The sequence below is a fragment of the Marinobacter sp. MIT932201 genome (assembly GCF_047123295.1).
Classification (GTDB): Bacteria; Pseudomonadota; Gammaproteobacteria; order Pseudomonadales; family Oleiphilaceae; genus Marinobacter; species Marinobacter salsuginis.
Genome location: NZ_CP138917.1, coordinates 3,845,626 through 3,869,252, shown reverse-complemented (window position 1 = coordinate 3,869,252; position 23,627 = coordinate 3,845,626). Strand labels below are relative to the sequence as shown.

Below are 23,627 nucleotides of genomic sequence, written 5' to 3'. Positions count from 1 at the left end.
ACTTTTTGACAATCTTCCCTGTTGTCCATTGGTCGTAAAAAAGACGGCAAATGAATCGAAACGGGATCTTTCCGCTGATGACAATCATTGTCGTGAACGGAGGATCTAACTTCTATACGACGTTGGTTTCATAAAAGGTAGCAGCCGGGCAGGGACTCAGCCATGCCCGACCGAAATTTGTTCTGGAAGGTCTGCGCGGGGGGGATGCGGGCCGGAACGGCCCGGAATCAGGTGTCGGCCAGAGTCACGCAGTTGCGGCCCAGTTCCTTGGAGCTGTAGAGCGCCCGGTCTGCCCGCTCGCACAATGCCTGGGAAGTGTCGTCATCCCAGGCTGCGATTCCGCAACTGAAGGTGACGTTGAATTCCCGGTCGCCGGCGGGCTGCTGGAGCTCCGAGAACCGCTCCCGGATTTCATTGAGAACGTTCCGGGCATCGCTCGGGCGGGTGTTGGGCAGAATAATGGCGAATTCCTCACCGCCATACCGGCCGATGTGATCGGTTTTGCGCAGGCGCTGTTTGAGGAACATCGACAGGCTTCGCAACACACGGTCGCCGATCGGATGGCCAAAGGTGTCGTTTACCTTCTTGAAGTAATCGATGTCGATCATCGCAAAGCACAGTGGCTGTTCTTTCTGGCGAGCCCGCACAATTTCCTGGTCCAGCAGGTGGAGCGTGTGGGTGTGATTGAACAGGCCAGTCAGGCTGTCACGGATCATCAGTGCCAGTAGAGAGCGGGCACGGCGGCCACGGTTGTGGATGGTGGCTATCAGGTGTTTCGGGTCGATGGGCTTGGTCAGGAAATCGTCGCCCCCCAGACTCATGGCATGGAGCTGTTTGCTGACGTCTTCCTCTGCCGACAGGTAAATAATGGGGACGCTGTGGAAGCGATCCTGTTGACGGATGACACGGGCGATCTCCATCCCGGTGCAGCCCGGCATATACATGTCGAGGATGATGATCTCCGGGGAGAACTCTTCCAGCGCGTGGATGATCTGCATCGGGTCGGTGATGATGTGGGCGGTCATGCCCGCCTTTTTCAACACCGTTTCCATGTACTTGGCCTGGGCCCGGGAGTCGTCCAGAACAAGAACCTTGTAAGGCTCCACGGTATTGCCGTGGGTATAGGTTTCGATCTTCTCGATCAACTGGCCCGGATCGACGGCCGGATAGAAGAACTCTTCCCCGCCGCACCGTGAGGCCTGCAGACGGGTTTCAATGGAGCCATCCTCATCGCTCATGAAGATGATCGGGATGGGCGTATCGTGACGTTCCTGCAGATGCTCGATGGTGGTAATGCCGGCGTTGGGAGAACCGCCGAAATTGACGTCCACCAGGATGGTCTCGGGCTTGTGGAGTGCACAGGCTTCGGTCAGTTCATCGGCGTTGGCAAAGGCCGAAGCCCGAAAGCCGAAAAACTCCAGTTGCCGGATGAGGCGGCTTGCCATTTCCTGGTTGGCCAGAGCAATGTAGACCGGGGTGCGGCGAAACTGGTGAGGCGCCTCGGAACTATTGCGGTCCGTCCTGCGCAGGGTGCTCTGGGACAGGGTTTCGATGGCATCCTGGAGCTGTCGCTCAAGGCCTTCGTCCAGTGCCGAACCCGGCTCCCACTGGTTGATCAGCTCCAGCGTGGTTTGCCCGGCCTTGGCGTGACTTTCCATTTCGAAGCGCTGGGCGTAACGCACCAGCTTGTCGGTGGCAGCGGCAAACTCGTTGCGATGGGCGGCGGCCTTGTCCCGGTCTTCGTGAATTTTCTGCCAGGTGTCCAGAACAACCCGGGCCTGGGTTGTTACACGGCGTGCGAAATGCTGCCTGAGTTTTTCTTTCTGGCTTTCGTCGTTCATGTGGCTCGGGCCTGTCTCTTTTTCGTTATTGGTCGTCCTTCCCCGGTGCGGACGATTTTTCAACCTTAGTCCTTTTGCAGAGTCTATAGTGTTTAATGTTGTCGGCGTAGGTTGCGCTATGTAAATGTTTGTCAACTCTGCGGTGCAAGTCACAAACACCTGGCCGGCTGGCTCACAGCCAATCCGGAGAAGCTCCCCATGGCACGGAAGCAAATCCTCTTGAAACGTAGGCAGCAGGGTGTGGTTACCCTGCGAACAATGCTTCTGGTGTTGACCGGAGGTTTGCTGGTAACCCTGCTGGTTGCGGTTTTCATTACCAGCTTCGGGTACTTCCGGAATTATGTCTCCGATCAGTTGGCCGGCCACGCCCGTGACGGGGCTACGGCCATCGGATTGTCACTCTCCAACGCCATCGATGGCCGTGACCCGGTGGCTTCCGCGTCATTGATTGATGCGGTGTTCGACAGTGGGCGATACCTGTCCGTCAGCTACCTGAATCATCAGGGCGAGCAGGTTGCCGGGCGCGCAATGACTCTGAACAAGGTGGCTGTGCCGGCCTGGTTCCGCACTTTTGCGGATCTTCCCCTGCCGATCGCCGAGGCAGAAGTGGTCCGCGGCTGGAGCCGACTAGGCACGGTTCAGGTAATCAGCCACCCCGGTCGGGCCTACGAAGACCTTTGGCGAATCACCATTGGTCTGACTGCCAGTACCGCGGTTATTGGGGGTATTGGACTATTTGCGGTTTTCCTGCTGCTTCGCCGGACCCTGCGGCCGCTGCATGCTCTTGAGGATCAGGCCAGGGCCCTGGGCCAGAGGGATTTCAGGAAACGGGTGTCGATCAAGTCGACCCGTGAAATCAACCAGGTCACGGACGCCATGAACCAGATGGCGGGTGATCTGGGCCAGCTTTTTGAGGGCCAGGCCAAACTCATCCAGCACCTGCGCCGGGTCAATAACGAGGATTCGGTCACCGGGCTGGCCAGTCGGGGTGCCTTTGACCAGCGCCTGAAAGTCGAAGTGGAATCCGAGGAGAAGGCCGCGCCCGGGGTTCTCATGCTGATTCAGCTGGCGGATTTTTCCGGGTATAACCAGGCCTATGGCCGGAGCGAAGCGGATCGGCTGCTGCTGAGGGTGGCCACCGTGATTGCAGAGTTCGTCAGGCAGCATGCCGGATCGTTTGCCGGTCGACGAACCGGTGCCGAGTTTGCCATTTTTCTGCCTGGTGTCATGCCGGCCGACGCCGGTGTCTGGTGTCGGCAACTGGTAAATGATCTCGACGGGGTGTATTCGGATCTTGCCTCACCCATGGATACAGCCGTGCATGCCGGGCTGGCGAGAACGCTTGAGGGCCGCGGGGCCCGCGATCTCATGGCTGCTGCGGACGAAGCCCTGCGGACCGCCCAGAGTAGCAACGGCACGGGCTGTCACCTGGCGGATCCGGAGAAGGATGGCCATCACAATCTGGAGACCTGGCGGGTAATCATCAGTGAGGCGATCCGTCGACAGACACTTTCGCTCTGGCTCCAGCCCATGGTCCACGAAGGTCGTCTCATGCCGGTTTATCACCAGGTGTTCTCCCGCATTGATTCCGTTGAAGGGGCTCTGAAGGCAGGTACCTTTGTGCCCATGGCCGAGCGCTTCGGTCTGATTTCCGATATTGATCGGCTGTTGGTCCAGCGGGTACTGGATCGTTTGAAAGACCTGCCCGATCAGCCACTGGCCGTCTCGCTTGGCAATGCGTCCGTGGCCAGCGAGGCGTTTCGTACGGACTTGCTTGAACAACTGGGGCAGGCCGGTTCTCTGGCCCGAAATCTCTGGATAGGTATCTCCGAACAGACCATTCACCATCACCGCACGGCAGTGGGCTTGCTGGTCAGGGCGCTGGGGCGCCTGGGGGTGCCGGTACTGGTAGACCGCTTCGGCGTTGGTGGCGTGCCCTTCAGTTATCTCAGAAATCTGAGGTTTCAGGGCCTGCGTATCGATAACAGTTTCATCCATGACATCGACACCCACGAGGATAACCGCTTCTACATAGAGTCCGTTGTGGCCATCGCACACAGCCGCGGCGTGAAAGTGTTCGCTACAGGAGTGGAAACAGCCGCGGAATACTCGGTACTCTGTAAGCTGGGTGTCGACGGAGCCATGGGTTACCATCTTGGTCGGCCGTTTGCCGCTGATAATCAACAGACAGGGGATTAAGAGTCATATGCCAGGCAAAATCAGACAGTACTTCAAGGACAAGAAAGACGATGTTCAGGATTATGCCGGTGGCAGCGGCGTGATCGGCAAACTGATTCTTGCGCTGGTTGTGGTCTACCTGCTGGTGGCATTGGTGCTTGGCATGTTCTGGAGCAGCGAGCCGGAAACTTTCTCGGTGCGCGAGCATACCCGGTCGGTGGCCAACGCCATGGAAAGGGAACCCATTACCGGCTTCGCCACCACGGTGACCATGATTCGAATTGGCGAAACCCTGCTGGACAAGCCTGGTGGCTACATCTCCAACGACGTTTTCCCTCCCGGGCTTTGGCTGGACAACATGCCCAACTGGGAATATGGCGTGCTGGTTCAGCTCCGTGACCTCTCGCGTGCCATGCGCAAAGACATCAGCCGCTCCCAGAGTCAGTCGGCCGAAGACCAGGATCTGGTCATTGCCGAGCCCCAGTTCCACTTCGACAGCGAGAGCTGGGCCATTCCCTCAACAGAGGCTGAGTACCGCCGGGGCATCACCGCTCTGAAACGCTATCTTGATCGTCTGTCGAACCCGGAACAGGCTGATGCCCAGTTTTTCGCGCGTGCAGACAACCTGAGTAACTGGCTGGCAGACCTGGAAACCCGGTTGGGCAGCCTCTCCCGGACTCTGGGGGAAAGTGTGGGCAAAGCTTCCGTTTCCGATGCCGTGGTGAATATGGATGCGGGAGATCCTCTGGCTGAAGAAACCACGGGAGAAGATATCAAAACGCCATGGACCAAGATTGACGATGTGTTCTATGAAGCCCGAGGCAGTTCCTGGGCGCTACTGCACATCTTCCGGGCGATCGAAGTGGATTTCCGCAAAGTTCTCCAGGACAAGAACGCCATGGCCAGCGTACGGCAGGTCATTATCGAGCTTGAGGGTGCCCAGGGCGAAATGTGGAGCCCGGTCATTCTGAATGGCAGTGGCTTCGGCGTGCTGGCCAATCACTCTCTCACGATGGCCGCTTACCTTTCACGGGCGAACTCGGCAATCAGTGATATGCGGGATCTGCTGTCCCGGGGCTGATGTCAATTGGCGATCAGCCAGACATAAAAAACCGGGCGCAAAGCCCGGTTTTTTGATGCCACGAAAAGTCCGGCTCAGCCTTTGTAGGCGTTCACGGAATCTACGATGGCTTTCCTGGCGGCTTCTGCGTTATCCCAGCCTTGTACCTTCACCCATTTGCCCGGCTCGAGAGTCTTGTAGTTCTCGAAGAAGTGCTTGATCTGGTCGCGCAGCAGCTCCGGCAGATCGGTGATTTCCTTCACATCGTGGTAGGTGGTGGTCAGCTTGTCGTGGGGTACGGCTACCAGCTTGGCATCACCACCGGCTTCGTCTTCCATGTTCAGAACACCCACCGGACGGGCGCGGATCACAGAGCCGGCTTGCACCGGGTAGGGTGTGACCACCAGCACGTCGAGGGGGTCACCGTCGTCGGCCAGGGTGTGCGGGATGAAGCCATAGTTGGCCGGGTAGAACATGGGGGTGGCCATGAAACGGTCTACCAGCAGGGCGCCCATGTCTTTGTCCAGTTCGTACTTCACCGGGGAGCTGTTGGCCGGGATTTCGATGGCAACGTAGATGTCTTCCGGCGGGTTCTTGCCTGCGGGGATGTTGTCGAATTGCATGTGCGATCCTTCCTGGTACGTTAACGGTACGTTTAACTGCGGTTAAAAAGTGGGCGCAATTATACGGGAGTATCCTGCAGTTCGAAACTAAACCTTGGTCGTTGGTTTTTGGCTTGGTTGCGGGTCTTGGTAGGTCTTTCATTCTGGCGCACGCAGCTATCTGGAAGGGCCTTCCGAAAAACGCCCGTGAATACGTCCATGTAGGGCTCGGTCGCGCCATCCTTGGCGCTCCACGTTTTCGGAAGGCCCTTCCAGATAGCTGCCCGAACCATTGAGCAGCACTCAAAAGCGAACCCTGATGACAGAGGCCAACAACAGGTGGATTGCACATTGCTTGAACGGGTCCTGTCGGTGGCCTTTCCAAAACTGTAGAGGGCCAAGGATGGCCCGAAACAAGCGCACATGGATGTGCTCGTAGCGTGTTTTGGAAAGGCCGCCGACAGGAGCCCGCCCCCAATCTGGCAGGCTGGGGCAGAACCTGAAGGCACGATCGACGCCAGCGGTCTAGAGCTTGATCTGCTTGGCAATGAGCTCCTTCATGATTTCGGTGGTGCCGCCGCCGATGGAGAGAATCTTGGAGTCACGGTAGAGGCGCTCGACGACGGTTTCCCGCATGTACCCCATGCCACCGAACAGCTGCACCGCTTCCCGGGTGACCTTTTCGCAGACATCCACCGAGAAATTCTTGGCCATGGCCACTTGCTTGATGGGGTTCTTGCCTGCCTGCATCAGGGCGGCACAGCGGTAGGTGTATTCACGGGCTACGTCGATCTGGGTGGCCATATCCACCAGTTTGTGGCGGGTTACCTGGAAGCCGGCAATGTTGCGGCCGAATGCCTTGCGTTGCTGGGTGTATTCCAGTGCTGCCTCGTAGGCGAGTTGGGCGGTCATATAGGCCATGATGGCCAGGCTGAGACGCTCGAACAGGAAGTTGCTCATGATAGCGATGAAGCCGGCGTTTTCGGCGCCGATCAGGCGGTCTGCAGGGACCCGGCAGTCCTCGAAAAACAGCTCGGCGGTGTCGCTGGCCCACCAGCCCATTTTGCGCAGTTTCTTGCCGGTGGAGAAGCCGGGCATGTCGCGGTCGATGAGTAACAGACTGATGCCACCGTGGCCCTCGCCGCCGGTGCGCACGGCAACCGTGTAATGGTCGGCGCGCACGCCGCTGGTTATGAAGGTTTTGCTGCCGTTGACGATGTAATGGTCGCCATCACGGACCGCTCGGGTTTTCAGGCTGGCAACATCGGAACCCCCGCCGGGTTCGGTCACTGCCAGGGCGGCGATTTTCTCGCCGCGCAGAACCGGCGGCACGATTTGTTCCCGGACTTCCTTTTTCGCCCATTTGGCGACCGGCGGCAGGCCGATATCCAGGGAGCCCAGGCCGGCCACCAGGCCGCCGGAGGTGGAGCGCATCAGTTCTTCGGAGACAGCCACTTTAAGGAAAATGTCGCCTTCCCCGATGCCGCCCAATGCTTCGGGAAAACCAATTCCAAGCAGGCCTGCATCCCCGGCTTTTTTGTAGAGATCCCGGGGAAATTCGCCCGCTTCTTCCCAGTCGTCGATGTGGGGTAGTACCTGGGTTTCGATGAACTTGCGGGCGGTCGCACGGACCTGCTGGTGGGTTTCGTTGAAGTAGTCGGACACGGTGGAGCTCCCTCTGATCGGAATCAATGCAGAGCAGTGTCGCCGAAAATCACATACCAAGCAAGCGCTTGGTATGTGATTTTCCAGGCAATAAAAAAGCTGGCCCGAAAGGCCAGCTTCGACAATCGAGCAGCGATAGAAACCGGTCAGGCGCCCTCGCTGGAGATACTTTTCACGCCGTCTTTGGTACCGAGCAGTAACAGATCTGCGCGCCGGCGGGCGAACAGGCCGTTGGTGACCACGCCAACAATGTTGTTGAGCTGCTCTTCCACCCGGATCGGCTGGGAAATATCCATGTTGTGGACATCAATGATGATGTTGCCGTTATCGGTGACAACCCCCTCACGGTAAACCGGGTCGCCGCCCAGTCTCACAATCTCCCGGCCAACATGGCTTCGGGCCATGGGAATGACTTCCACGGGCAGGGGAAAGGCGCCAAGAATACCAACCATTTTGGAGTCGTCGGCAATGCAGATGAACGTCTTGGCCACCGCTGCCACGATCTTTTCCCGGGTCAGTGCGGCGCCGCCACCCTTGATCAGTTCCAGGCGTTCGTTGGTTTCATCAGCGCCATCCACGTAGAACTCCAGCCCACTGACGCTGTTGAGATCATAAACCGGGATGCCGTGGCTTTTCAGGCGCTCGGCGGTCGCTTCCGAGCTGGCGACGGCGCCGTCGAATTCGTTCTTCAGTTCCGCGAGCATGTCGATGAAGAAATTGGCCGTGCTCCCTGTGCCCACACCGATCACGCTGTCGCTATCCAGGCGGGGGGCAATGTAGTCAATGGCGGCTTTGGCGACGGCTTTTTTCAGTTCGTCCTGGGTCATCTGGGGCTCCGGCTGCAAATCAGGTTGGATTTAGGCGGATTATAACGCTTAAGCACCCTCTGCTTATAGACGGCTGCCGTGCAAACTTTCTACACTGTGGGTTTTTCTCAGCCAGCCATCACACACCAACCAAAAGCCGGAACTGCTATGCCGCAACGCTACATCAAGAAGATTCTCGATGCGCGCGTCTATGACGTGGCCATCGAAACACCCCTGACTGAAGCCCGTAGTCTGTCCAAGCGCTTTGGCAACAATATTCTGCTCAAGCGTGAAGATCTTCAGCCGGTGTTTTCCTTCAAGATTCGCGGTGCCTATAACCGGATTGCGCAGCTTTCCGAAGAGCAGAAGGCCAAAGGCGTGATCTGTGCATCTGCTGGCAATCATGCCCAGGGTGTGGCGCTGGCGGCCAAGAACCTGGGTATCAAGGCGGTAATTGTAATGCCGCAGACCACGCCGGAGATCAAGGTGCGTTCGGTGCGTGACCATGGTGCCAAAGTGGTCCTGAAAGGCGACGCCTTTGACGAAGCCGCTGCTCACGCCCAGGAGCTGATCGAGAAACACGGCTACACCTACATCCCGCCCTACGATGATCCGGATGTCATTGCCGGTCAGGGTACGGTGGCCATGGAGATCATGTGGCAGTTCAGCAAGCCGATTCACGCGATCTTTATTTGCGTTGGTGGCGGCGGTCTCATCGCTGGCATGGCTGCTTACATCAAGTACCTGCGTCCGGAAATCAAGGTGATCGGCGTTGAGCCGGAGGACTCCAACTGTCTGCAGGCAGCCATGAAGGCCGGCAAGCGGGTAGTGCTGGACGAGGTGGGCATCTTTGCCGATGGCGTGGCGGTCAAGCAGATCGGCAAGCATCCCTGGGAAATCTGTAAAGACTACGTGGACGAGGTGATCACCGTATCCACCGACGAAATCTGCGCCGCCATCAAGGATGTGTTCGAGGACACCCGCTCCATTGCCGAGCCGGCCGGTGCCCTGGGTGTGGCGGGCATCAAGAAGTACATCGAGCGGGAGAAAGTGGAGGGCGAAAACCTGATTGCCACCCTCAGCGGTGCCAACATGAACTTTGACCGCCTTCGCTACATTTCCGAGCGTACGGAAGTGGGCGAGAAGCGCGAGGCAATCCTGGCAGTGACCATCCCGGAAAAGCCGGGGGCCTTCAAAACCTTTATCAACGCCCTGCACAAGCGCAGCATCACCGAATTTAATTACCGCTACGCGGACGCCACCAATGCCACCATTTTCGTGGGCATCCAGATCGCAGCGGGCGGCCACGGCCGTGAAGACCTGGTGCAGGATCTGCGGGAGAACGGCTATTCGGTCGTCGATCTGACTGACAGCGATCTGGCCAAGCAGCACATTCGCCACATGGTGGGCGGTCATGCGCCGACTATCACCAACGAAAAAGTGTTCCAGTTCGAATTCCCGGAGCGCCCGGGGGCGTTGCTGAAGTTCCTGATGTCGCTGGGTACCCGCTGGAATATCTCCATGTTCCACTACCGCAACCACGGTGCGGCCTACAGCCGTGTTCTGCTGGGAGCCCAGGTAGATGACGATGAAGTTCAGGACTTCGAGAAGATGCTCGATAAGGTCGGTTTCCGCTATGAAAACATGACGGATAACGAGGCCTATCAGCTGTTTCTTGGGCAAGGAAATGCCCGATCGAATTAACGCAGAGTAGGCCAGGGTCTGGTGGAGCTTTCCAAAACTGTGCGGAGCCATGGGTGGAGCGCGAAAGCGCTTCACGGGTAGGCCATGGATGGCCTTCCCAGGACCCTCAGCGCGACGCAGGAGCAAGAAGCGCTGAGGGGCGGAGCCAAGCGTACATGGAGGTATTTACAGCGTGTTTTGGAAAGCTCCACCAGACCCTGGCCGGTCGCCGCACACAAAGCTTACTGAATTTTAATCTGTCAAAAATTGTAAAAGCGCAGATAGGTGTTAGTCTTTCTTCTGATTCTTGAAGTCAAGAATAGCTGACTGATTTCCCGACACTTTTAAAGCGCATTTTGAGGAACTGAAGCCATGGGCGGCAAGCCTGACATCATCAAAGCCATTGTGCTGATTTTTGCCATCGGCCTTGTGATTACTGGTTTCACATCCATCCACGCCTCTGAAGACAAAGACGCAAGAGCGGCCAATCTGGTCGGCTCCGTTCAGGTCATGAATCAGCCGCTGAACCGGTAACGTCGTTTATCGGTCACCACGCTGTGCAGGGGCACGTCCCAGGGCTCTGTTGGCAGCTTTTCCACTTTTTGAAAATCATGGGCCAGGCCAATCAGCTTCGGCGCCAGCCTTGGTCGTATCCGGCTGAAGGCGAACGTTCTGTCGTAGAAGCCCCCACCCATTCCCAGTCTTCCGCCCTGTTCGTCAAATCCCACTAACGGAAACAGTACCGCATCCAATGCCCAGGCCGGGCGTCGCAGGCCTTTGCTGAACGCCGGCTCGGGTATGCCAAACCGGTTCGCAGTGAGCTCCACGCCGTCGTAATAGGGGCTGAAAACCAGCCTGCCTTCATGGATCGGATGCAGTACCGGGAGGTAGAAACGGATGCCTTTGCGGCGGGCGATATCCAGGTAGACGTGGGGATCAATCTCGCCGTCATTGGGCAGGTAAATGGCAATATGCCGGGCGCGGTGAAGGTCCGGATTCTTCAGCAGGTTGAGTGCGAGATACTCGGCGGCCTGTTGCTGTTGCTCGAAACTCAGCGCACGGCGATGCTTTCGCAGGTGCTTGCGAAGTTCACTGCGTGAGAAGGTGTCAGGATGGGTCTGGAACGGTTGAGGCTCGATAAACTGGCTCAAAATAAAGCTTCCCGGGCTGCCGTTATCGGATGTGGCCCTTGAACCCAGAGTTCAAGGTCGGTGGCCGCTGTGACATATTAGGCTTTCCCCTGTCGGGGACGTGCTCACAATGCCCTGAAGTAGCCACCTGGGTAGTGCGCATCGGCTCGAGGACGTATCCGACTATCCCGAACAGCCCAGGAAGTTGGTTCTATTATACGGGCAGTGGCGGGGCCGATTGCAACACCTGTCTCCGATTCTCTGCCGATTCAGCGGCCCGAGCCGTCACCCAGGGCACCGTCGAGTTTACTGTCCATGGCACGCAGCAGCGTGCTGGTGGCGTCCGACATGGTGTCCCGCTCGAGCAGTTCGTGGGTAATGTTCAGAGCTGCCATAACGGCAATGCGCTCGGTGCCGAACACCTTGCCGCTGGCACGGATTTCGCGCATTTTGCTGTCCAGGTGGCGGGCAGCCCGCAGCAGTGCTTCCTGCTCTTCTTCCGGGCACGCGACCAGGTATTCCTTGTCGAGGATCTTCACCTCAACCGTGGTGGATTGCTGTGCCATCAGTGATGCTCCAGGGCCCGAAGGCGGCTGATCATAGCTTCGATCTTGTGCTTTGCGTGATCGTTCTTCTGCACCAGCTGGGCCCGTTCCCGGTTCCAGTCATCTTGCAGCTCCCGCAATGTGGCGTTGTCCCGCTCAAGTTTCTGACAGCGCTCAATCAGCCTGTCCAGCTTGTCCGCTAATGCCTGTACTTCGGACTGTTCCATGACGTGCCCAGCAGTGGTTTGAGGTAATTGCAACTAACTATAAGTGTGGACGCTAAGTCGGTCAATTTACAGGCTTGTCATTGCGTTCCCTGCGTGATGCGCATCACTGATCTGCGGGTTCGCCAAAGCCCAGCCGGCGGCTCTGGCGCCAGGTGCTGAAGGCCGGTACGAGCGCCACGATGAAGGCTGCGATTGGCACCGAAGCGAGCAATGCCCATTCCTCGGAAGTCAGCGGACGCAGCGCGATCTGCAGGCCATAGTTGGCCAGCAGCCATGGGCTTGCCAGTGAGACGCCTGCCATACCAATGGCAAGGGCCAGCACGCAGGCCGCGACAGCAAGGGCAACACATTCAATGATATATAGCGAGGCGATCAGCGCTGGAGAGGCACCGGTAGCTCTGAGTACGGCAATTTCGTGGGCCCGTTGCGCCTGTATGGTTAACAGAACAGCGATGAGTCCAATCAGGCTGGTAATCACGACGAATACGGTGATGCCCAGCAACGCCCGCTCGAACTGGCCCATCAGCCGCCAGAGCTCGCTCAGCGCAACGCCAGGTAGTATGGCTGACAGCGGCTCACCGGCGAACTGGTTGATTTCCCGTTGTATCCGGAAGGTCAGCACCTGTCTTTCGATGCCGATAAACGCGGCGGTAATGGCATCGGGGGTGAAATCACGGCCTTCCGCCTGCTCCCGGGTAATTGTCCGGCCCGGAATGGCGACCCCGGATTCCCAGCCCACGTGCATGGCCTCCATGCCATCCAGACCAATGTAAACCGCCTGGTCCACCGGCGTGCCGGTGGGCGCCAGTATGCCGGTAACCGTAAACGGCGTGTCTTCATGGTTGGAGAAGCTGGTTCTGCCGCCACCATGGGACAGTATGATTTCTTCGCCCACCTGATGAGCCAGCGACCGTGCTACGCCTGCGCCCAACACAACATCAAAGACCCCTTCAAACCACTGGCCCTCTGCCAGTTCAAGCGGCAGATCCCGGCCGTAACGGAAGTGCTTCAGAAAGTTCTCGTCGGTAGCGACCACTCGATTGCCGCGGTAGCTGTCTCCCAGGGAAATCGGAATCAGCCACTCGAGGCGAGAATCATCCTTCAGGCTCTGGTAGGTAGACCAGCGAATGTTGTTGGTGGCATCGCCAATATGAAACACGGTGTACAGCAGCAGGTTTAGCTGACCGCTGCGGGCGCCGACGATCAGGTCGGTGCCACTGATGGTGCTGGTGAAAGACTGTTTGACTTCGGTTCGTAGGTACTGGATGCCCAGTAGCAAGGAAACACTCAGGGTAAGCGTCAGGCACACCAGGGCCAGTACCTTTTTCCGGTGCCACAGGCTGGCCAGGGCCAGTGTCAAAGCAAGGCGTGCTTTCATGTCCGGTTACCCCGTAGTTCCAGCTGATTACCGAAATGGCGGGCGAGGGCCTGGTCGTGACTGACGAACAGCACGGAGGTGTTATGCCGGTGGGCAAGGTGCAGAAGCAGTTCCAGAAACCGGTCACGGTTGTCAGCATCCAGCGCTGAGGTGGGCTCGTCCGCGAGAATCAGACCCGGCGCGCCAATCAGTGCCCGGGCGGCTGCGATCCGCTGTTGCTGGCCAATGCTCAGCCTGGTGACTTTTCGCTGCCAGTGATCTTCGGGGATCGACAGGGCAGCAAGCAATCTCTCAGCTTCCTCTGCGACCGTCGGTTCGGTGTGCTGTTTGCGCAGTTCAGACAATCCGCAGGGTAAGGTGACGTTGGCTCGGGTCGTCAGGTAAGGCACCAGATTGAACTGCTGGAAGATAACACCCAGATGGTCGGCGCGGAATTGGTCCCGGGCGCCGGCGCCGAGCCGGTGAATGTCGGTATCCAGTATCCGCACTGAGCCGGCGTGGGGCCGAAGCATGCCCGCCAGGAGGCTCAGGAGTGTGCTTTTGCCGCTGCCGCTGGGGCCGTGTAGGAACAGGTGCTCGCCGCGCTTGAGGTTGATATCCGGAAAACTGAGGGGTGCCTGTGCCGGGTCCCAGGAAAACACAAGCCCGCTGACGTCAATCGCGGTTGACGTACTTCGGGAACTGTTGCTGGTTGAGTCTGTCTTGCTGGTCATGTTGGTTGCTGTCTGCCCGGTGTATGATGGCGGTTTCCCAGTTTCCGTATCAGGAGTTTGTGGTCCAATGATGTTTGCCCCGGCGCGTTCGCGCTTTGCGCTGCCCTCTATCACTGCGCTTGTCCTGGCGCTCTTGCTCCCGGCAGCCAGTCAGGCCGAAACCAGGGAAATCGACTGGCTCGAGCTGATGCCTGCCGAGGACCTGGCGCTGCTGGAGAATATGCCAGAGATTGAACACGAGGGCGATGGCCCGCCGCTGCTGCCGGACGAGATCATGACCGGCCGGGTTGTGCCGGAAATGGGCGACGTGGAGGGGCGCATCCCCGGCTTTGTGGTGCCCCTGAAAACAACCGAGGACATGCGCATCCTAGAGTTCTTCCTGGTGCCTTACTACGGCGCCTGTATTCATGTGCCGCCACCACCGCCGAACCAGATCATTCACGTGAAGTACAAGGAAGGTTTCACCCTTGAGGCCCTGTACGATCCGGTCTGGATCGAAGGCAAGCTGGTGATAGACCGCACCGAAAATGACATTGGCACCTCGTCCTATTCGATGGTTGCAACGAATGTTGAGCCCTATACGGAGTAGGGCTCGCAAAACTCTGTCCTCTGCCTTATTGGCCCTTCAGGCTGAAACTGCTTTCTGGCTGTTCGAGGCGCGTTGATCCCTGACCTCCTGACCACACCCACTGGACACCGAGATCTTCAATCTCGGGAAAGCGCTCGGTGAGGGGAATCAGCAGCGCTTCTGCGGATGCCAGTCCGGTGCAATTCAGAACCTGGGTCACTTCGAAATCCGAGTGGCCGTATCCTTCCGAATGCTCGTGTTCGTTATGCTCGTGGTGGTCGTGTCCATTACTGTCATGGCCATGGTCGTGGTGGTCGCCAGACCCATCACCAGCCTCATGATAAACCTCAGCGCTCGCCACCTTGCAGCTGGCATCTGGCGTGTTGATCAGCGGTGTGCGCTCGAGCCATTCTTCGGTTTCCTTGACCAGGGCCTTCTGGTCGTCTGTCCGGGCGCGGTGTTCGAATCCGAGCAGGTTGTAGGCGGGCGACGTGAAAATCAGATCGATCTGATTGCCATCCAGTGCTACCTGCAGTTCGGCATGACCATGTTGGTGAGCTCCCGGATTGTCGCTGGCATTCGCGCTAAGGGCCATCAGAGCACTGCTGGTAGCCAGAAATACGGCGTTGAGTTTTGATCGCTTCATGGCAGGAAGTTCCACGTTAATTGATATGTTATAACATATTGTTCTCTCGCCGGTTAAAAATCAACAGGCAGTGCCTTGAGGGCGCCTGAATGCTAAAGTAGGCGCCTAATCCACCAACACAGGATTCGCCTGTTTCATGTCAGAAACCGACACTTCCGGTGCTGCCCGCGCCGCAGAATTCGAGCGCTGGGCCAACGTTTTTACCGCTCACAAGGCATTTAGCCACCCATCCGAATTGCACGGTGCGCTTTGTGGTCGCCTGGCGGCCGGATCCCGTATCAATGAGCCGGAGTGGCTGGCCATGGTATGTGAGCACATGGGCCTGGCTGAAGACGCAGTCGAGGAGTCTGACGATCTCGCTCCGTTCATGAACAGGGCCTACGAGCAGACACTGGAGCTCTTGAAATCAGCAGACATGAGTTTCCATCCTTTGTTACCGGATGACGACTACGCCATTGAGCAGCGCCTCGAGGCCCTGGTTTCCTGGGTGCGTGGGTTTCTCGAAGGCATGGCATTGTCAGCAGGTGAATCGCTGGGCCAGGCACCGGATGAGATCCGGGAGCTGATCGAGGATATGGTCGCCATCAGTCAGTTGTCCGACGAAGAAGAAGCGGACGACGAAAGCGAGCAGCAGTTGCTGGAGATTACCGAGTACATCCGGCTGGGGGCGCTTGCCGTCTTTACCGAATTCAACGCCCCCGAACCGCCGAAGTCTGATTCGCCGACCCTGCACTGAGCAGGGTCCTGATTGCAGGAGAGACTATGAACTCCATGATCCCCGTGAAGGAGTTTGCCGAGCGCCGTCGAAAGCTGATGGAGCGCATGGCGCCAGACAGCATTGCGATTATTCCGGCCGCCCCGGAGCGCGTTCGCAATCGCGATGTGCTGCACCCGTTCCGCCAGGACAGTGATTTTCATTACCTGTCCGGTTTTGGCGAGCCGGAGGCCGTGCTGGCCCTGATCCCCGGCCGTGAACACGGGGAATCGGTTCTGTTCTGCAAAGAGCGTGATCCTCAGAAGGAACTCTGGGACGGGTTCCTGGTGGGCCCGGAAGGCGCCATTGAACGCTACGGCCTGGACGATGCGTTCCCGATCGCCGACATCGACGACATACTCCCGGGCATGATCGAGGGGCGCAGCCGGGTCTATTATCCCCTGGGCAAGGACGATCATTTTGACGCCCGGGTGATGGACTGGGTAAAGATGATTCGCAGCAAGGTTCGCAGCGGCGCCCATCCGCCCGGCGAATTCGTGGCCCTGGAGCACCTGCTTCATGACCTGCGGCTCTACAAGAGCGCCAACGAGATCAAGATTATGGCCAAGGCGGGCCAGATCAGCGCCGAAGCCCACTGCCGCGCCATGAAGCGGGCCCGCAAGGGTGGCTTCGAGTACAACCTCGAGGCCGAGCTTATCCACACGTTTATGGAGCACGGCGCCCGGTCAACGGCCTACCCGTCGATTGTGGGCGGAGGCGCCAATGGCTGCATCCTGCATTACATCGAGAACAGCGCACCGCTGAAAGACGGCGATCTGGTGCTGATTGATGCCGGCTGTGAATACCAGTGCTACGCCTCCGACATTACCCGCACTTTCCCGGTCAGCGGAAAGTTCAGCAACGAGCAGCGGGCGTTGTATGAGGTGGTGTTGGCGGCCCAGTATCGGGCCATTGAGGCTGTGTCGCCGAAAAACCACTGGAACCGTCCCCATGAAGCGGCGCTGGAAGTGCTGACCCAGGGCCTGATCGATCTCGGGTTGTTGTCTGGCACCCTCGAAGACGCCATTGCCAATGAAGCCTACAAACCCTTCTTCATGCACCGCACCGGCCACTGGTTGGGCCTGGATGTGCACGATGTCGGCGATTACAAGGTCGGTGATGCCTGGCGCCAGCTGGAGCCGGGCATGGCCCTGACGGTTGAACCCGGGCTGTATATTGCGCCGGATAACACCGATGTGGATGAGAAGTGGCGTGGCATTGGTATTCGTATCGAAGACGACGTTGTGGTGACCAAAGACGGCTGTCGGGTCCTGACCGAAGCGGTGCCGAAAACCATTGCCGAGATCGAAGCCCTGATGGCGGACTGACACCCTGTGACCAAGCCCGATACCGATCTGATCATTGCCGGTGGTGGCCTTGCCGGAGCAACCCTCGCCCTGGCGCTGGCCCGGATGGTGCCGTCGCTGCACGTGACCGTAGTCGAGGCCTTTCCGCTCTCTCCCGATGCCCTGCCGGACAGTTACCAGCCCAGCTACGACGCACGTTCCACTGCTCTGGCGTGGGGCTCCCGGCTGATTTTTGAAGAGCTTGGGCTGTGGCATCGTCTCGCCGAGCATGCCACGCCCATTGAGCATATCCATGTGTCGGATCGGGGGCATTTCGGCGCCACCCGGTTGCATGCCGTCGAACATGGTCAGCAGGCCCTTGGTTATGTAGCTGACAACCGCTGGATGGGGTTGTGCCTGATGCGTGAGTTGCTGGAGACCGACGTCCAGTGGCGCGCGCCGGCAGAGGTGACTGATATGACGCCCATTCCCGGCGGCGTTCGGGTCCGGCTGTCGGAGGATGGCGAAGATGCCCCGGAACTGACGGCTCGCTGCCTGGTGGTGGCGGATGGCGGTCGCTCCGGACTGCGTGAGAAGCTTGGCTTCAGGCCGGATCGTCACAGCTATGGCCAGAATGCCCTGATCGCCAATGTCTCCACAAGTGAAAGCCACGGTTTCACTGCCTTTGAACGATTCACCGATGCCGGCCCCATGGCGCTTTTGCCCCATGGTTCTCCCACGCGTGCAGGGCACCAGTCGGCACTGGTCTGGACCCTGTCCGACGAGGCATTGCAGGAAGTTCTTGAACTTCCCGACCAGGAAAAATGCCGCTGGCTCCAGGACCGGTTTGGCTGGCGTCTTGGCCGGTTTATCCGCATCGGTACCTGCCACCATTATCCGCTGACCCTGACCACGGTGGACGAGCCGGTGCGGCCCGGGGTAGCACTGGTGGGCAATGCCGCCCATGCCCTGCATCCGGTGGCAGGCCAGGGGTTCAATCTGGCCCTGCGAGGGTTGATGACCCTGGTGGAGCAGTTCCGGCTGGCGGAAGAGCAGGGCAGATCCATCGGGGATCTCGAGGTCCTCAAACGCTACCAGGCCCTGCATCGCCAGGATTGGCAGCAGACGGTACGCTTCTCGGATTCTCTTGTACGCCTGTTCGGACACTCCATGTTGCCGGTAACCGCTGCCCGCGATGCGGGCCTGGTGGGTCTTGATCTGTTGCCCGGAGCCAAGCGCTGGTTTGCGCGCAAGGCCATGGGCCTGGGAGGGCGCCGGGCGGTGATTGACCGGCCTGGAAATCTGGGCCGGGAGGCGCCTCGCCATGAGTGAAGTGAAAACCTTCGATATTCTGGTGGCCGGCGGGGGCATGATCGGATCCGCCCTGGCTCTCGGGCTATCACGTCAGGGCTGGCATGTGGCGCTGGTGGAGGGCTCCGATCACGAAACCCTGGTCAGGGCACCGGAGCCTGCCGCCACCGTTGCCGATTTCGAGCCTCGGGTCAGTGCCATTTCGGTGGCGAGCCAACGCTTGATGGAGCTGCTCGGAGTCTGGTCCGAGGTGACCGCCGGTCGACACTGTCCTTATCAGACCATGACAGTCTGGGATGGTGATGGCACTGGGCGAATACAGTTTGAAGCTGCCGAGCTTCAGGCACGGGCCCTTGGGACGATCGTCGAAAACCGCAGTATTGTGCGCGCATTGTTCCGCGCCCTGGAGCAAAGCCCGGTTGAGCTGATCGAGGGCGCAAGTATTACCGGCTGCAGGCGGTCCTCAGGGAGTTACGCCCTTGAGCTGGAGGATGGCCGATCCCTGTCGGCCGGATTGGTCGTGGGGTGTGACGGTGCCAATTCCCGTTTGCGTCAGTGGGTAGGTTTGCCAACCCGCGAATGGGACTACGATCAACAGGCCATCGTGTGCACGGTGCAAACCAGTCAGAGCCATCGCTTTACCGCCTGGCAACGGTTTTCAATGACTGGGCCGCTGGCGTTCCTGCCTTTGCTGCCCGAATCGGGCATTGAGCATTTCTGCTCCATTGTCTGGTCCCAGGATACCGACGAAGCCAGGCGCCTGATGGCTCTGGAGGACACGAAATTTGTGGCCGAGCTTGAGCAGGCGATCGAGCGCGAGCTTGGAACGGTTCAGGCAGTCTCCAAAAGGTTTGCTTTTCCGCTTCGCCAGCGCCACGCGAAAGACTACATTGCGCCCGGTTTCGCCCTGGTCGGCGACGCAGCTCATACCATTCACCCGCTGGCGGGGCAAGGCGCCAATCTGGGCTTTGGCGATGTACGCACTCTGTTGGACGAGCTTTCGCGGGCAAGGAAAGCAGGCCTGGGGCCAGCGGATGAACTGGTTCTGGCGCGCTATCAGCGCCGGAGGAAAGGTGAAAACCTGACCATGATGGCGGCCATGGAGGGGTTCAAGCAGCTGTTTGGTCGTGATGAGTTGCCGGTACGCTGGCTGCGCAACACCGGTTTGCGCTGGCTCAATCAGCTGGGCCCGGTGAAAAACCGCATTGCGGCCGAGGCCATGGGTCTTAACGGTTGAACAGAAAAGGAATTTTGTAATGGCAGGAAGCAGTCTTCTGGTTCTGATCGATGACATCGCCACGGTGCTGGACGATGTCGCCCTGATGACCAAGACCGCCACCAAGAAAACGGCGGGTGTTCTGGGTGACGATCTGGCGCTCAACGCCCAACAGGTAACTGGCGTGAAACCTGCGCGGGAGTTACCCGTGGTCTGGGCTGTAGCCAGGGGGTCGATGATCAACAAGGCCATCCTGGTGCCGGCGGCCCTTGCGATCAGTTTTTTCATGCCCTGGCTGGTCACGCCGTTGCTGATGCTTGGCGGTGCCTTCCTGTGTTTCGAGGGTTTCGAGAAACTGGTGCACAAGTTTCTGCATCGGGAGGAAGATCAGAAGCGCAAAGGGCAGCTGCGTGAAGCCCTGAAGAATCCGGAAACCGACCTTCGGGCGATCGAGAAAGACAAGATCAAGGGCGCCATCCGTACCGATTTCATTCTGTCTGCGGAGATTATTGCCATCACGCTGGGCACCGTAACAACCCAGACGATCGGCATGCAGTTCATGGTGCTGGCGGTGGTTGCCATCATGATCACAGTTTTTGTGTACGGCCTGGTGGCAGGGATCGTCAAGCTGGACGACGGCGGTCTCTACCTCAGTCAGCAGGACAACCCCGTGCTCCAGAAGCTGGGCGCAGGTATTCTATGGCTGGCCCCCTATCTGATGAAGACGCTCTCCATTCTTGGCACCCTGGCGATGTTCCTGGTGGGTGGTGGCATTCTCACCCACGGATTCACGCCGGTCTACGACGCCATTCATCACTTTGCCGAGGGATTCAGTGGTGTGGTTGGTGCTCTCGTGCCGACGATAGCCAACGGCCTGTTCGGGGTGTTGGCCGGGGCGTTACTGGTGGCCATGATTACGCCACTGGCCCGGTGGTGGCAGGCTGCTAGAGACAGGCGTCGAACAGCCGGCTAACCAGCACTGGTACCGCAGTTTCCACCCTCAGGATGCGGGGGCCGAGGTGGACACCCTGGCAACCGGCGTCTTCGAGTTTGCCTACTTCGTAATCTGTAAAACCACCCTCGGGGCCAATGCAGAGTACCGTCGGCTGATTAAGATGCGTCGGGCAGGGTGTGCTCGTGCCGGGGTGGGCTACCAGGGCTTTTCTGCCTGCCACCAGCGACGGAAGCTCGTCTTCCACAAAGGGTTTGAACAGCTTGCAGATCTGCACCCGGGGCATCAGGGTGTCTTTGGACTGCTCAAGCCCCAGGGTGAGGTTTTCCCGCACTTGCTGGTCTGACAGCCACGGTGTTTGCCAGAAGCTTTTTTCCACCTTGTAGCTGTTGATCAACCACAGGTCTTTCACGCCAAGTGCGGCGCAGGTCTGCAGTATCCGGCGGAACATCTTCGGTCGGGGCATCGCCAGAACCAGGGTGAGCGGCAGTGGTGCAGGGGGAGGCTGGTCCAGGGTTACCTGGAGTTCCGCCTCGGTATCGGTCAGTCGGACGACTACTCCGGTGCCTATTTGGCCGCCCTCGCGGCCCACCGGCACTGTATCGCCAGCAACGATTTTGATCACCGAGTGCAGGTGAGCCAGGCGCCGGCCGCTTAATATGGCCCGGTCGGGTGCTATGAAATCCTCATCAAACAGTAACGCCAGATTCATTCGCCGGCAGGCTCATCGCTGTCCGCGTCTGCCACTTCCCGTTTTGCCAGTCGCCCGAACAGGATGCCGACCTCGAACAGGATCCACATGGGAACAGCCAACAGCGTCTGGGAGATGATGTCAGGCGGGGTCAGCAGCATGCCGATGATAAAGCAGCCAACCACCACATAGGGGCGCTTGGCCGCCAAATCCGCTGGCGTGGTGGCCCCGGTGAGGATTAACAGCACGGTGGCGATCGGAATCTCGAAGGCCACACCGAAGGCGAAGAACATCTTGAGCACGAAATTGAGATAGCTGGTGATGTCCGGCAATTCGACGATGCCTTCCGGACCGATCGCGGTAAAGAAGCCGAACACCAGGGGGAATACAACAAAATAGGCGAATGCCGCGCCGGCATAGAACAGGATTACCGAGGTAAACAGCAGAGGAAAGGCCAGCCGCTTCTCGTGGGCATAGAGGCCCGGTGCAATAAAACTCCAGAGCTGGTAAAGAATGATCGGGATGGCGGCGAACACCGCCAGTACCAGCGCCAGCTTCAACGGCGCGAAGAAGGGCGAGGTCACATCCGTTGCGATCATGGTCTGGCCAACCGGCAACAGGGAGCGGATCGGTTCAGACAGGAACAGGTAGAGCTCGTTGGCAAACGGATAGATGGCCGCGAAGCACACCAGCACCGCTAAAACCATCTTCAGGAGGCGGTTGCGCAGTTCGAGCAGGTGCTCGATCAGAGGCATTTCCTGGTGTTCCGGAGGCATCTGGTTGCCGTCGGGTTTTGCATTCATGAACGGTTATCCGGCGGACTTTGCGGGGTTTCGTTTTTGGGGTGGTCGTTCCCGGCAGAGCCTGTATCCGGCGTCTGCGGAGCGTCGCTGGTACCAGCCTGCTCCCGGTCAGAAGACTCGGAGGGCTTTGGCTGGCCAGACACACGTCGTGTCGCCGGCGCGGGCCTTGGCTTCTGGGTTTCGTTATCGGGCAGGATCATGTGCTCGTACTTTTTAGCCTCGTCGAGGGCGCCACGCACGGTTTTCTGCACATCATCCAGACCAACATCGCCTGCCTTGCGAAGCTCTTCGCGGAGCTCATCGGCTTTCAATTGCCGGTCCAGTTCCGAGGTGAACTGGCTGACCATACGTCGCGCGCCACCCACCCAGCGGCCCGCAGCACGGGCAGCCGTGGGCAGGCGCTCGGGGCCGAGTACCAACAGCGCTATGACGCCGCAGATCAGCAGCTCAAGAAAGCCGATATCGAACATTCAGCCTGGTCTCAGCTGTGGGACTTGTCCCGGGGCTTGTCTTCGGCCGCGGCCTGTTGTTGCGGCTGCTCGTTTTCCTTGCCTTCCAGGGATTCCTGGTTCTCGGCCTTGGAGTCCTCATCGTTCATGGACTTCTTGAAGCCGCGGATGGCGCCACCCAGATCGCTGCCGATGTTGCGCAGTTTCTTGGTTCCAAACAACAGAATGACAATGCCGAGTACGATAAGTAATTGCCAGATGCTGATACCCATTACGGGGTCCTCGTTTTAATGTTTCTGTTCAATGACATTGTACGTTACCAGAACGGTTACGCGGAAACCCCTTTAGAGGTATTACCGCTCACTTTTCCCGTGACGCTTTTTCTTCCAGGCCTGACAGGTCGAACCGGCTGGCCAGCTCATCCAGGATGTCCTTCGGGCCAAGGCCCAGTCGGGACAACATCACCAAGCTGTGGAACCACAGGTCGGCTGTTTCATAAACCACATCCCGGGTTTCACCGGAGTGTTCTGCGTCCTTGGCGGCCAGCAGGGTTTCGGTGCACTCTTCCCCGACCTTCTCCAGAATCTTGTTCAGACCCTTGGCGTGGAGACTGGCTACATAGGAGGTTTCCGGGTCTGCCTCTTTCCTGGCCTCCAGAACCCGCGCCAGGTTTTCCAGTACATCGCTCACTGTCCGTGCTCCTCAGTTGCTGCCGTAAATAGTGCCGGGGTCCTTGATCACCGGGTCAACGCTGACCCACTGACCATCTTCCAGGGTCCGGTAGAAGCAGCTGCGCCTGCCAGTATGGCAAGCGATGCCGCCCTTTTGTTCCACCTTCAGCAGGATGACGTCCTCGTCGCAGTCCAGTCGAATGTCCCGAATGACCTGCTGGTGTCCTGAGGTTTCCCCCTTGCGCCAGAGCTTGCCTCGAGAGCGGGACCAGTAAATGGCCTGGCCTTCTTCGGCGGTCAGCCTGAGCGATTCCCGGTTCATCCAGGCCATCATCAGGATATCGCCGGTTTCGGCATCCTGGGCGATGGCTGGCACCAGGCCGTCCTCTGTCCAGCGAATGGCATCCAGCCAGTCAGGGGTCTCGACGTTATCCGAGCTATTTTGCATTTTT

At 58.8% G+C, this 23,627-nt stretch carries 26 protein-coding genes and 1 other RNA gene; 10 read left to right on the top strand and 17 right to left on the bottom strand.

From position 1 onward, the window contains the following. Window positions 1–227 precede the first annotated feature (227 nt). Window positions 228–1,841 carry a diguanylate cyclase gene (locus tag SIC15_RS17835; RefSeq protein ID WP_412536587.1) on the bottom strand — a complete coding sequence of 538 codons (1,614 nt, stop codon included), beginning with the start codon at window positions 1,839–1,841 and terminating at the stop codon, window positions 228–230. A gap of 198 nt (window positions 1,842–2,039) precedes the next feature. Here SIC15_RS17835 and SIC15_RS17830 point away from each other — a divergent pair, with 198 nt between their 5' ends. Further along, window positions 2,040–4,040 (top strand): EAL domain-containing protein, encoded by a 2,001-nt coding sequence (locus SIC15_RS17830; protein ID WP_412536586.1) that lies wholly within the window; start codon window positions 2,040–2,042, stop codon window positions 4,038–4,040. Window positions 4,041–4,047: 7 nt separating this feature from the next. After that, window positions 4,048–5,100 (top strand): DUF2333 family protein, encoded by a 1,053-nt coding sequence (locus SIC15_RS17825; RefSeq protein ID WP_412536585.1) that lies wholly within the window; start codon window positions 4,048–4,050, stop codon window positions 5,098–5,100. Window positions 5,101–5,174: 74 nt separating this feature from the next. On the opposite strand, the gene ppa is transcribed toward SIC15_RS17825, so the two are convergent. From ppa to rpiA, 3 genes are all read right to left on the bottom strand, one after another. After that, the gene (ppa, locus tag SIC15_RS17820) at window positions 5,175–5,702 is read right to left on the bottom strand and encodes an inorganic diphosphatase (protein WP_069182011.1); all 528 of its coding nucleotides are present in this window, start codon (window positions 5,700–5,702) and stop codon (window positions 5,175–5,177) included. Window positions 5,703–6,206: 504 nt separating this feature from the next. Continuing rightward, window positions 6,207–7,346 carry an acyl-CoA dehydrogenase family protein gene (locus tag SIC15_RS17815; RefSeq protein WP_412536584.1) on the bottom strand — a complete coding sequence of 380 codons (1,140 nt, stop codon included), beginning with the start codon at window positions 7,344–7,346 and terminating at the stop codon, window positions 6,207–6,209. A 146-nt stretch (window positions 7,347–7,492) separates the two neighbouring features. Beyond that, entirely contained in the window at window positions 7,493–8,173 is a 681-nt protein-coding gene (gene rpiA, locus SIC15_RS17810) for a ribose-5-phosphate isomerase RpiA (protein ID WP_305966471.1), read from the bottom strand. A 147-nt stretch (window positions 8,174–8,320) separates the two neighbouring features. Here rpiA and ilvA point away from each other — a divergent pair, with 147 nt between their 5' ends. Continuing rightward, the gene (ilvA, locus tag SIC15_RS17805; protein ID WP_222465442.1) at window positions 8,321–9,856 is read left to right on the top strand and encodes a threonine ammonia-lyase, biosynthetic; all 1,536 of its coding nucleotides are present in this window, start codon (window positions 8,321–8,323) and stop codon (window positions 9,854–9,856) included. A gap of 351 nt (window positions 9,857–10,207) precedes the next feature. Beyond that, a complete protein-coding gene (locus SIC15_RS17800; protein ID WP_008170953.1) occupies window positions 10,208–10,369 on the top strand; it encodes a hypothetical protein in 162 nt (53 codons plus the stop codon). Here the strand turns inward: SIC15_RS17800 and SIC15_RS17795 are convergent. From SIC15_RS17795 to SIC15_RS17770, 6 genes are all read right to left on the bottom strand, one after another. Then, window positions 10,351–10,986, bottom strand: coding sequence for a 5-formyltetrahydrofolate cyclo-ligase (locus tag SIC15_RS17795; RefSeq protein ID WP_291904323.1), 636 nt, complete (start codon window positions 10,984–10,986; stop codon window positions 10,351–10,353). The two genes, SIC15_RS17800 and SIC15_RS17795, sit on opposite strands and share 19 nt — an antisense overlap. Window positions 10,987–10,990: 4 nt before the next feature. Then, window positions 10,991–11,172: non-coding RNA, 6S RNA (gene ssrS, locus SIC15_RS17790), on the bottom strand. 62 nt (window positions 11,173–11,234) lie between these two features. Continuing rightward, window positions 11,235–11,531, bottom strand: a complete 297-nt coding sequence (locus SIC15_RS17785) for a cell division protein ZapA (RefSeq protein ID WP_069182006.1) — start codon at window positions 11,529–11,531, stop codon at window positions 11,235–11,237. After that, entirely contained in the window at window positions 11,531–11,737 is a 207-nt protein-coding gene (locus tag SIC15_RS17780; protein WP_008170964.1) for a TIGR02449 family protein, read from the bottom strand. Before SIC15_RS17780 ends, SIC15_RS17785 begins: the two co-directional genes overlap by 1 nt. Window positions 11,738–11,840: 103 nt before the next feature. Continuing rightward, window positions 11,841–13,115: an ABC transporter permease gene (locus tag SIC15_RS17775; protein WP_291904320.1), complete on the bottom strand. Its 1,275-nt coding sequence runs from the start codon at window positions 13,113–13,115 to the stop codon at window positions 11,841–11,843. Beyond that, window positions 13,112–13,828, bottom strand: coding sequence for an ABC transporter ATP-binding protein (locus SIC15_RS17770; RefSeq protein WP_412536583.1), 717 nt, complete (start codon window positions 13,826–13,828; stop codon window positions 13,112–13,114). Before SIC15_RS17770 ends, SIC15_RS17775 begins: the two co-directional genes overlap by 4 nt. 67 nt (window positions 13,829–13,895) lie before the next feature. On the opposite strand from SIC15_RS17770, the gene SIC15_RS17765 reads away from it, so the two are divergent. Next, window positions 13,896–14,417 (top strand): DUF3299 domain-containing protein, encoded by a 522-nt coding sequence (locus tag SIC15_RS17765; RefSeq protein WP_136629832.1) that lies wholly within the window; start codon window positions 13,896–13,898, stop codon window positions 14,415–14,417. 25 nt (window positions 14,418–14,442) lie between these two features. Here SIC15_RS17765 and SIC15_RS17760 read toward each other — a convergent pair whose 3' ends face one another. Beyond that, entirely contained in the window at window positions 14,443–15,042 is a 600-nt protein-coding gene (locus SIC15_RS17760) for a ZrgA family zinc uptake protein (protein ID WP_412536582.1), read from the bottom strand. Between the two features lie 136 nt (window positions 15,043–15,178). On the opposite strand from SIC15_RS17760, the gene SIC15_RS17755 reads away from it, so the two are divergent. From SIC15_RS17755 to SIC15_RS17735, 5 genes are read left to right on the top strand one after another with little or no spacing between them, the layout of a single operon-like run. Then, the gene (locus SIC15_RS17755; RefSeq protein WP_069182002.1) at window positions 15,179–15,778 is read left to right on the top strand and encodes a UPF0149 family protein; all 600 of its coding nucleotides are present in this window, start codon (window positions 15,179–15,181) and stop codon (window positions 15,776–15,778) included. A gap of 26 nt (window positions 15,779–15,804) precedes the next feature. Further along, complete coding sequence (pepP, locus tag SIC15_RS17750; protein ID WP_412536581.1) at window positions 15,805–17,124, top strand: Xaa-Pro aminopeptidase; 1,320 nt, start codon at window positions 15,805–15,807, stop codon at window positions 17,122–17,124. A gap of 6 nt (window positions 17,125–17,130) precedes the next feature. After that, window positions 17,131–18,414 (top strand): 2-octaprenyl-6-methoxyphenyl hydroxylase, encoded by a 1,284-nt coding sequence (gene ubiH, locus SIC15_RS17745; protein WP_412536580.1) that lies wholly within the window; start codon window positions 17,131–17,133, stop codon window positions 18,412–18,414. Further along, complete coding sequence (locus SIC15_RS17740) at window positions 18,407–19,630, top strand: FAD-dependent monooxygenase (protein WP_412536579.1); 1,224 nt, start codon at window positions 18,407–18,409, stop codon at window positions 19,628–19,630. Before ubiH ends, SIC15_RS17740 begins: the two co-directional genes overlap by 8 nt. Window positions 19,631–19,649: 19 nt before the next feature. Then, window positions 19,650–20,582, top strand: coding sequence for a DUF808 domain-containing protein (locus SIC15_RS17735; protein ID WP_069181998.1), 933 nt, complete (start codon window positions 19,650–19,652; stop codon window positions 20,580–20,582). Here SIC15_RS17735 and SIC15_RS17730 read toward each other — a convergent pair. The 6 genes from SIC15_RS17730 to hisI form a co-directional block, all read right to left on the bottom strand. Then, complete coding sequence (locus SIC15_RS17730) at window positions 20,554–21,273, bottom strand: 16S rRNA (uracil(1498)-N(3))-methyltransferase (RefSeq protein ID WP_412536578.1); 720 nt, start codon at window positions 21,271–21,273, stop codon at window positions 20,554–20,556. The two genes, SIC15_RS17735 and SIC15_RS17730, sit on opposite strands and share 29 nt — an antisense overlap. Then, complete coding sequence (gene tatC, locus SIC15_RS17725; RefSeq protein ID WP_069181996.1) at window positions 21,270–22,055, bottom strand: twin-arginine translocase subunit TatC; 786 nt, start codon at window positions 22,053–22,055, stop codon at window positions 21,270–21,272. The genes SIC15_RS17730 and tatC overlap by 4 nt, the downstream gene beginning before the upstream one ends. Continuing rightward, on the bottom strand, window positions 22,052–22,525 hold the full coding sequence (tatB, locus tag SIC15_RS17720; RefSeq protein ID WP_412536577.1) for a Sec-independent protein translocase protein TatB: 474 nt from the start codon (window positions 22,523–22,525) through the stop codon (window positions 22,052–22,054). The genes tatC and tatB overlap by 4 nt, the downstream gene beginning before the upstream one ends. An 11-nt stretch (window positions 22,526–22,536) precedes the next feature. Continuing rightward, on the bottom strand, window positions 22,537–22,776 hold the full coding sequence (gene tatA / locus SIC15_RS17715; protein WP_069181994.1) for a Sec-independent protein translocase subunit TatA: 240 nt from the start codon (window positions 22,774–22,776) through the stop codon (window positions 22,537–22,539). A gap of 88 nt (window positions 22,777–22,864) precedes the next feature. Continuing rightward, window positions 22,865–23,194 (bottom strand): phosphoribosyl-ATP diphosphatase, encoded by a 330-nt coding sequence (locus SIC15_RS17710; RefSeq protein ID WP_069181993.1) that lies wholly within the window; start codon window positions 23,192–23,194, stop codon window positions 22,865–22,867. Window positions 23,195–23,206: 12 nt separating this feature from the next. After that, window positions 23,207–23,623 (bottom strand): phosphoribosyl-AMP cyclohydrolase, encoded by a 417-nt coding sequence (gene hisI, locus SIC15_RS17705; RefSeq protein WP_069181992.1) that lies wholly within the window; start codon window positions 23,621–23,623, stop codon window positions 23,207–23,209. Window positions 23,624–23,627: the final 4 nt, after the last annotated feature.

What these genes read in the sequence shown, in the direction of transcription:
- SIC15_RS17770 (WP_412536583.1), bottom strand. Translation starts at nt 13,828, where the DNA reads ATGACCAGCAAGACAGACTCAACCAGCAACAGTTCCCGAAGTACGTCA.
- SIC15_RS17730 (WP_412536578.1), bottom strand. Translation starts at nt 21,273, where the DNA reads ATGAATCTGGCGTTACTGTTTGATGAGGATTTCATAGCACCCGACCGG.
- hisI (WP_069181992.1), bottom strand. Translation starts at nt 23,623, where the DNA reads ATGCAAAATAGCTCGGATAACGTCGAGACCCCTGACTGGCTGGATGCC.
- ilvA (WP_222465442.1), top strand. Translation starts at nt 8,321, where the DNA reads ATGCCGCAACGCTACATCAAGAAGATTCTCGATGCGCGCGTCTATGAC.
- SIC15_RS17735 (WP_069181998.1), top strand. Translation starts at nt 19,650, where the DNA reads ATGGCAGGAAGCAGTCTTCTGGTTCTGATCGATGACATCGCCACGGTG.
- ppa (WP_069182011.1), bottom strand. Translation starts at nt 5,702, where the DNA reads ATGCAATTCGACAACATCCCCGCAGGCAAGAACCCGCCGGAAGACATC.
- SIC15_RS17740 (WP_412536579.1), top strand. Translation starts at nt 18,407, where the DNA reads ATGAGTGAAGTGAAAACCTTCGATATTCTGGTGGCCGGCGGGGGCATG.
- SIC15_RS17825 (WP_412536585.1), top strand. Translation starts at nt 4,048, where the DNA reads ATGCCAGGCAAAATCAGACAGTACTTCAAGGACAAGAAAGACGATGTT.
- SIC15_RS17830 (WP_412536586.1), top strand. Translation starts at nt 2,040, where the DNA reads ATGGCACGGAAGCAAATCCTCTTGAAACGTAGGCAGCAGGGTGTGGTT.
- pepP (WP_412536581.1), top strand. Translation starts at nt 15,805, where the DNA reads ATGAACTCCATGATCCCCGTGAAGGAGTTTGCCGAGCGCCGTCGAAAG.
- SIC15_RS17835 (WP_412536587.1), bottom strand. Translation starts at nt 1,841, where the DNA reads ATGAACGACGAAAGCCAGAAAGAAAAACTCAGGCAGCATTTCGCACGC.
- SIC15_RS17755 (WP_069182002.1), top strand. Translation starts at nt 15,179, where the DNA reads ATGTCAGAAACCGACACTTCCGGTGCTGCCCGCGCCGCAGAATTCGAG.
- rpiA (WP_305966471.1), bottom strand. Translation starts at nt 8,173, where the DNA reads ATGACCCAGGACGAACTGAAAAAAGCCGTCGCCAAAGCCGCCATTGAC.
- SIC15_RS17800 (WP_008170953.1), top strand. Translation starts at nt 10,208, where the DNA reads ATGGGCGGCAAGCCTGACATCATCAAAGCCATTGTGCTGATTTTTGCC.
- tatA (WP_069181994.1), bottom strand. Translation starts at nt 22,776, where the DNA reads ATGGGTATCAGCATCTGGCAATTACTTATCGTACTCGGCATTGTCATT.
- tatB (WP_412536577.1), bottom strand. Translation starts at nt 22,525, where the DNA reads ATGTTCGATATCGGCTTTCTTGAGCTGCTGATCTGCGGCGTCATAGCG.
- tatC (WP_069181996.1), bottom strand. Translation starts at nt 22,055, where the DNA reads ATGAATGCAAAACCCGACGGCAACCAGATGCCTCCGGAACACCAGGAA.
- SIC15_RS17785 (WP_069182006.1), bottom strand. Translation starts at nt 11,531, where the DNA reads ATGGCACAGCAATCCACCACGGTTGAGGTGAAGATCCTCGACAAGGAA.
- SIC15_RS17780 (WP_008170964.1), bottom strand. Translation starts at nt 11,737, where the DNA reads ATGGAACAGTCCGAAGTACAGGCATTAGCGGACAAGCTGGACAGGCTG.
- SIC15_RS17775 (WP_291904320.1), bottom strand. Translation starts at nt 13,115, where the DNA reads ATGAAAGCACGCCTTGCTTTGACACTGGCCCTGGCCAGCCTGTGGCAC.
- SIC15_RS17765 (WP_136629832.1), top strand. Translation starts at nt 13,896, where the DNA reads ATGATGTTTGCCCCGGCGCGTTCGCGCTTTGCGCTGCCCTCTATCACT.
- SIC15_RS17760 (WP_412536582.1), bottom strand. Translation starts at nt 15,042, where the DNA reads ATGAAGCGATCAAAACTCAACGCCGTATTTCTGGCTACCAGCAGTGCT.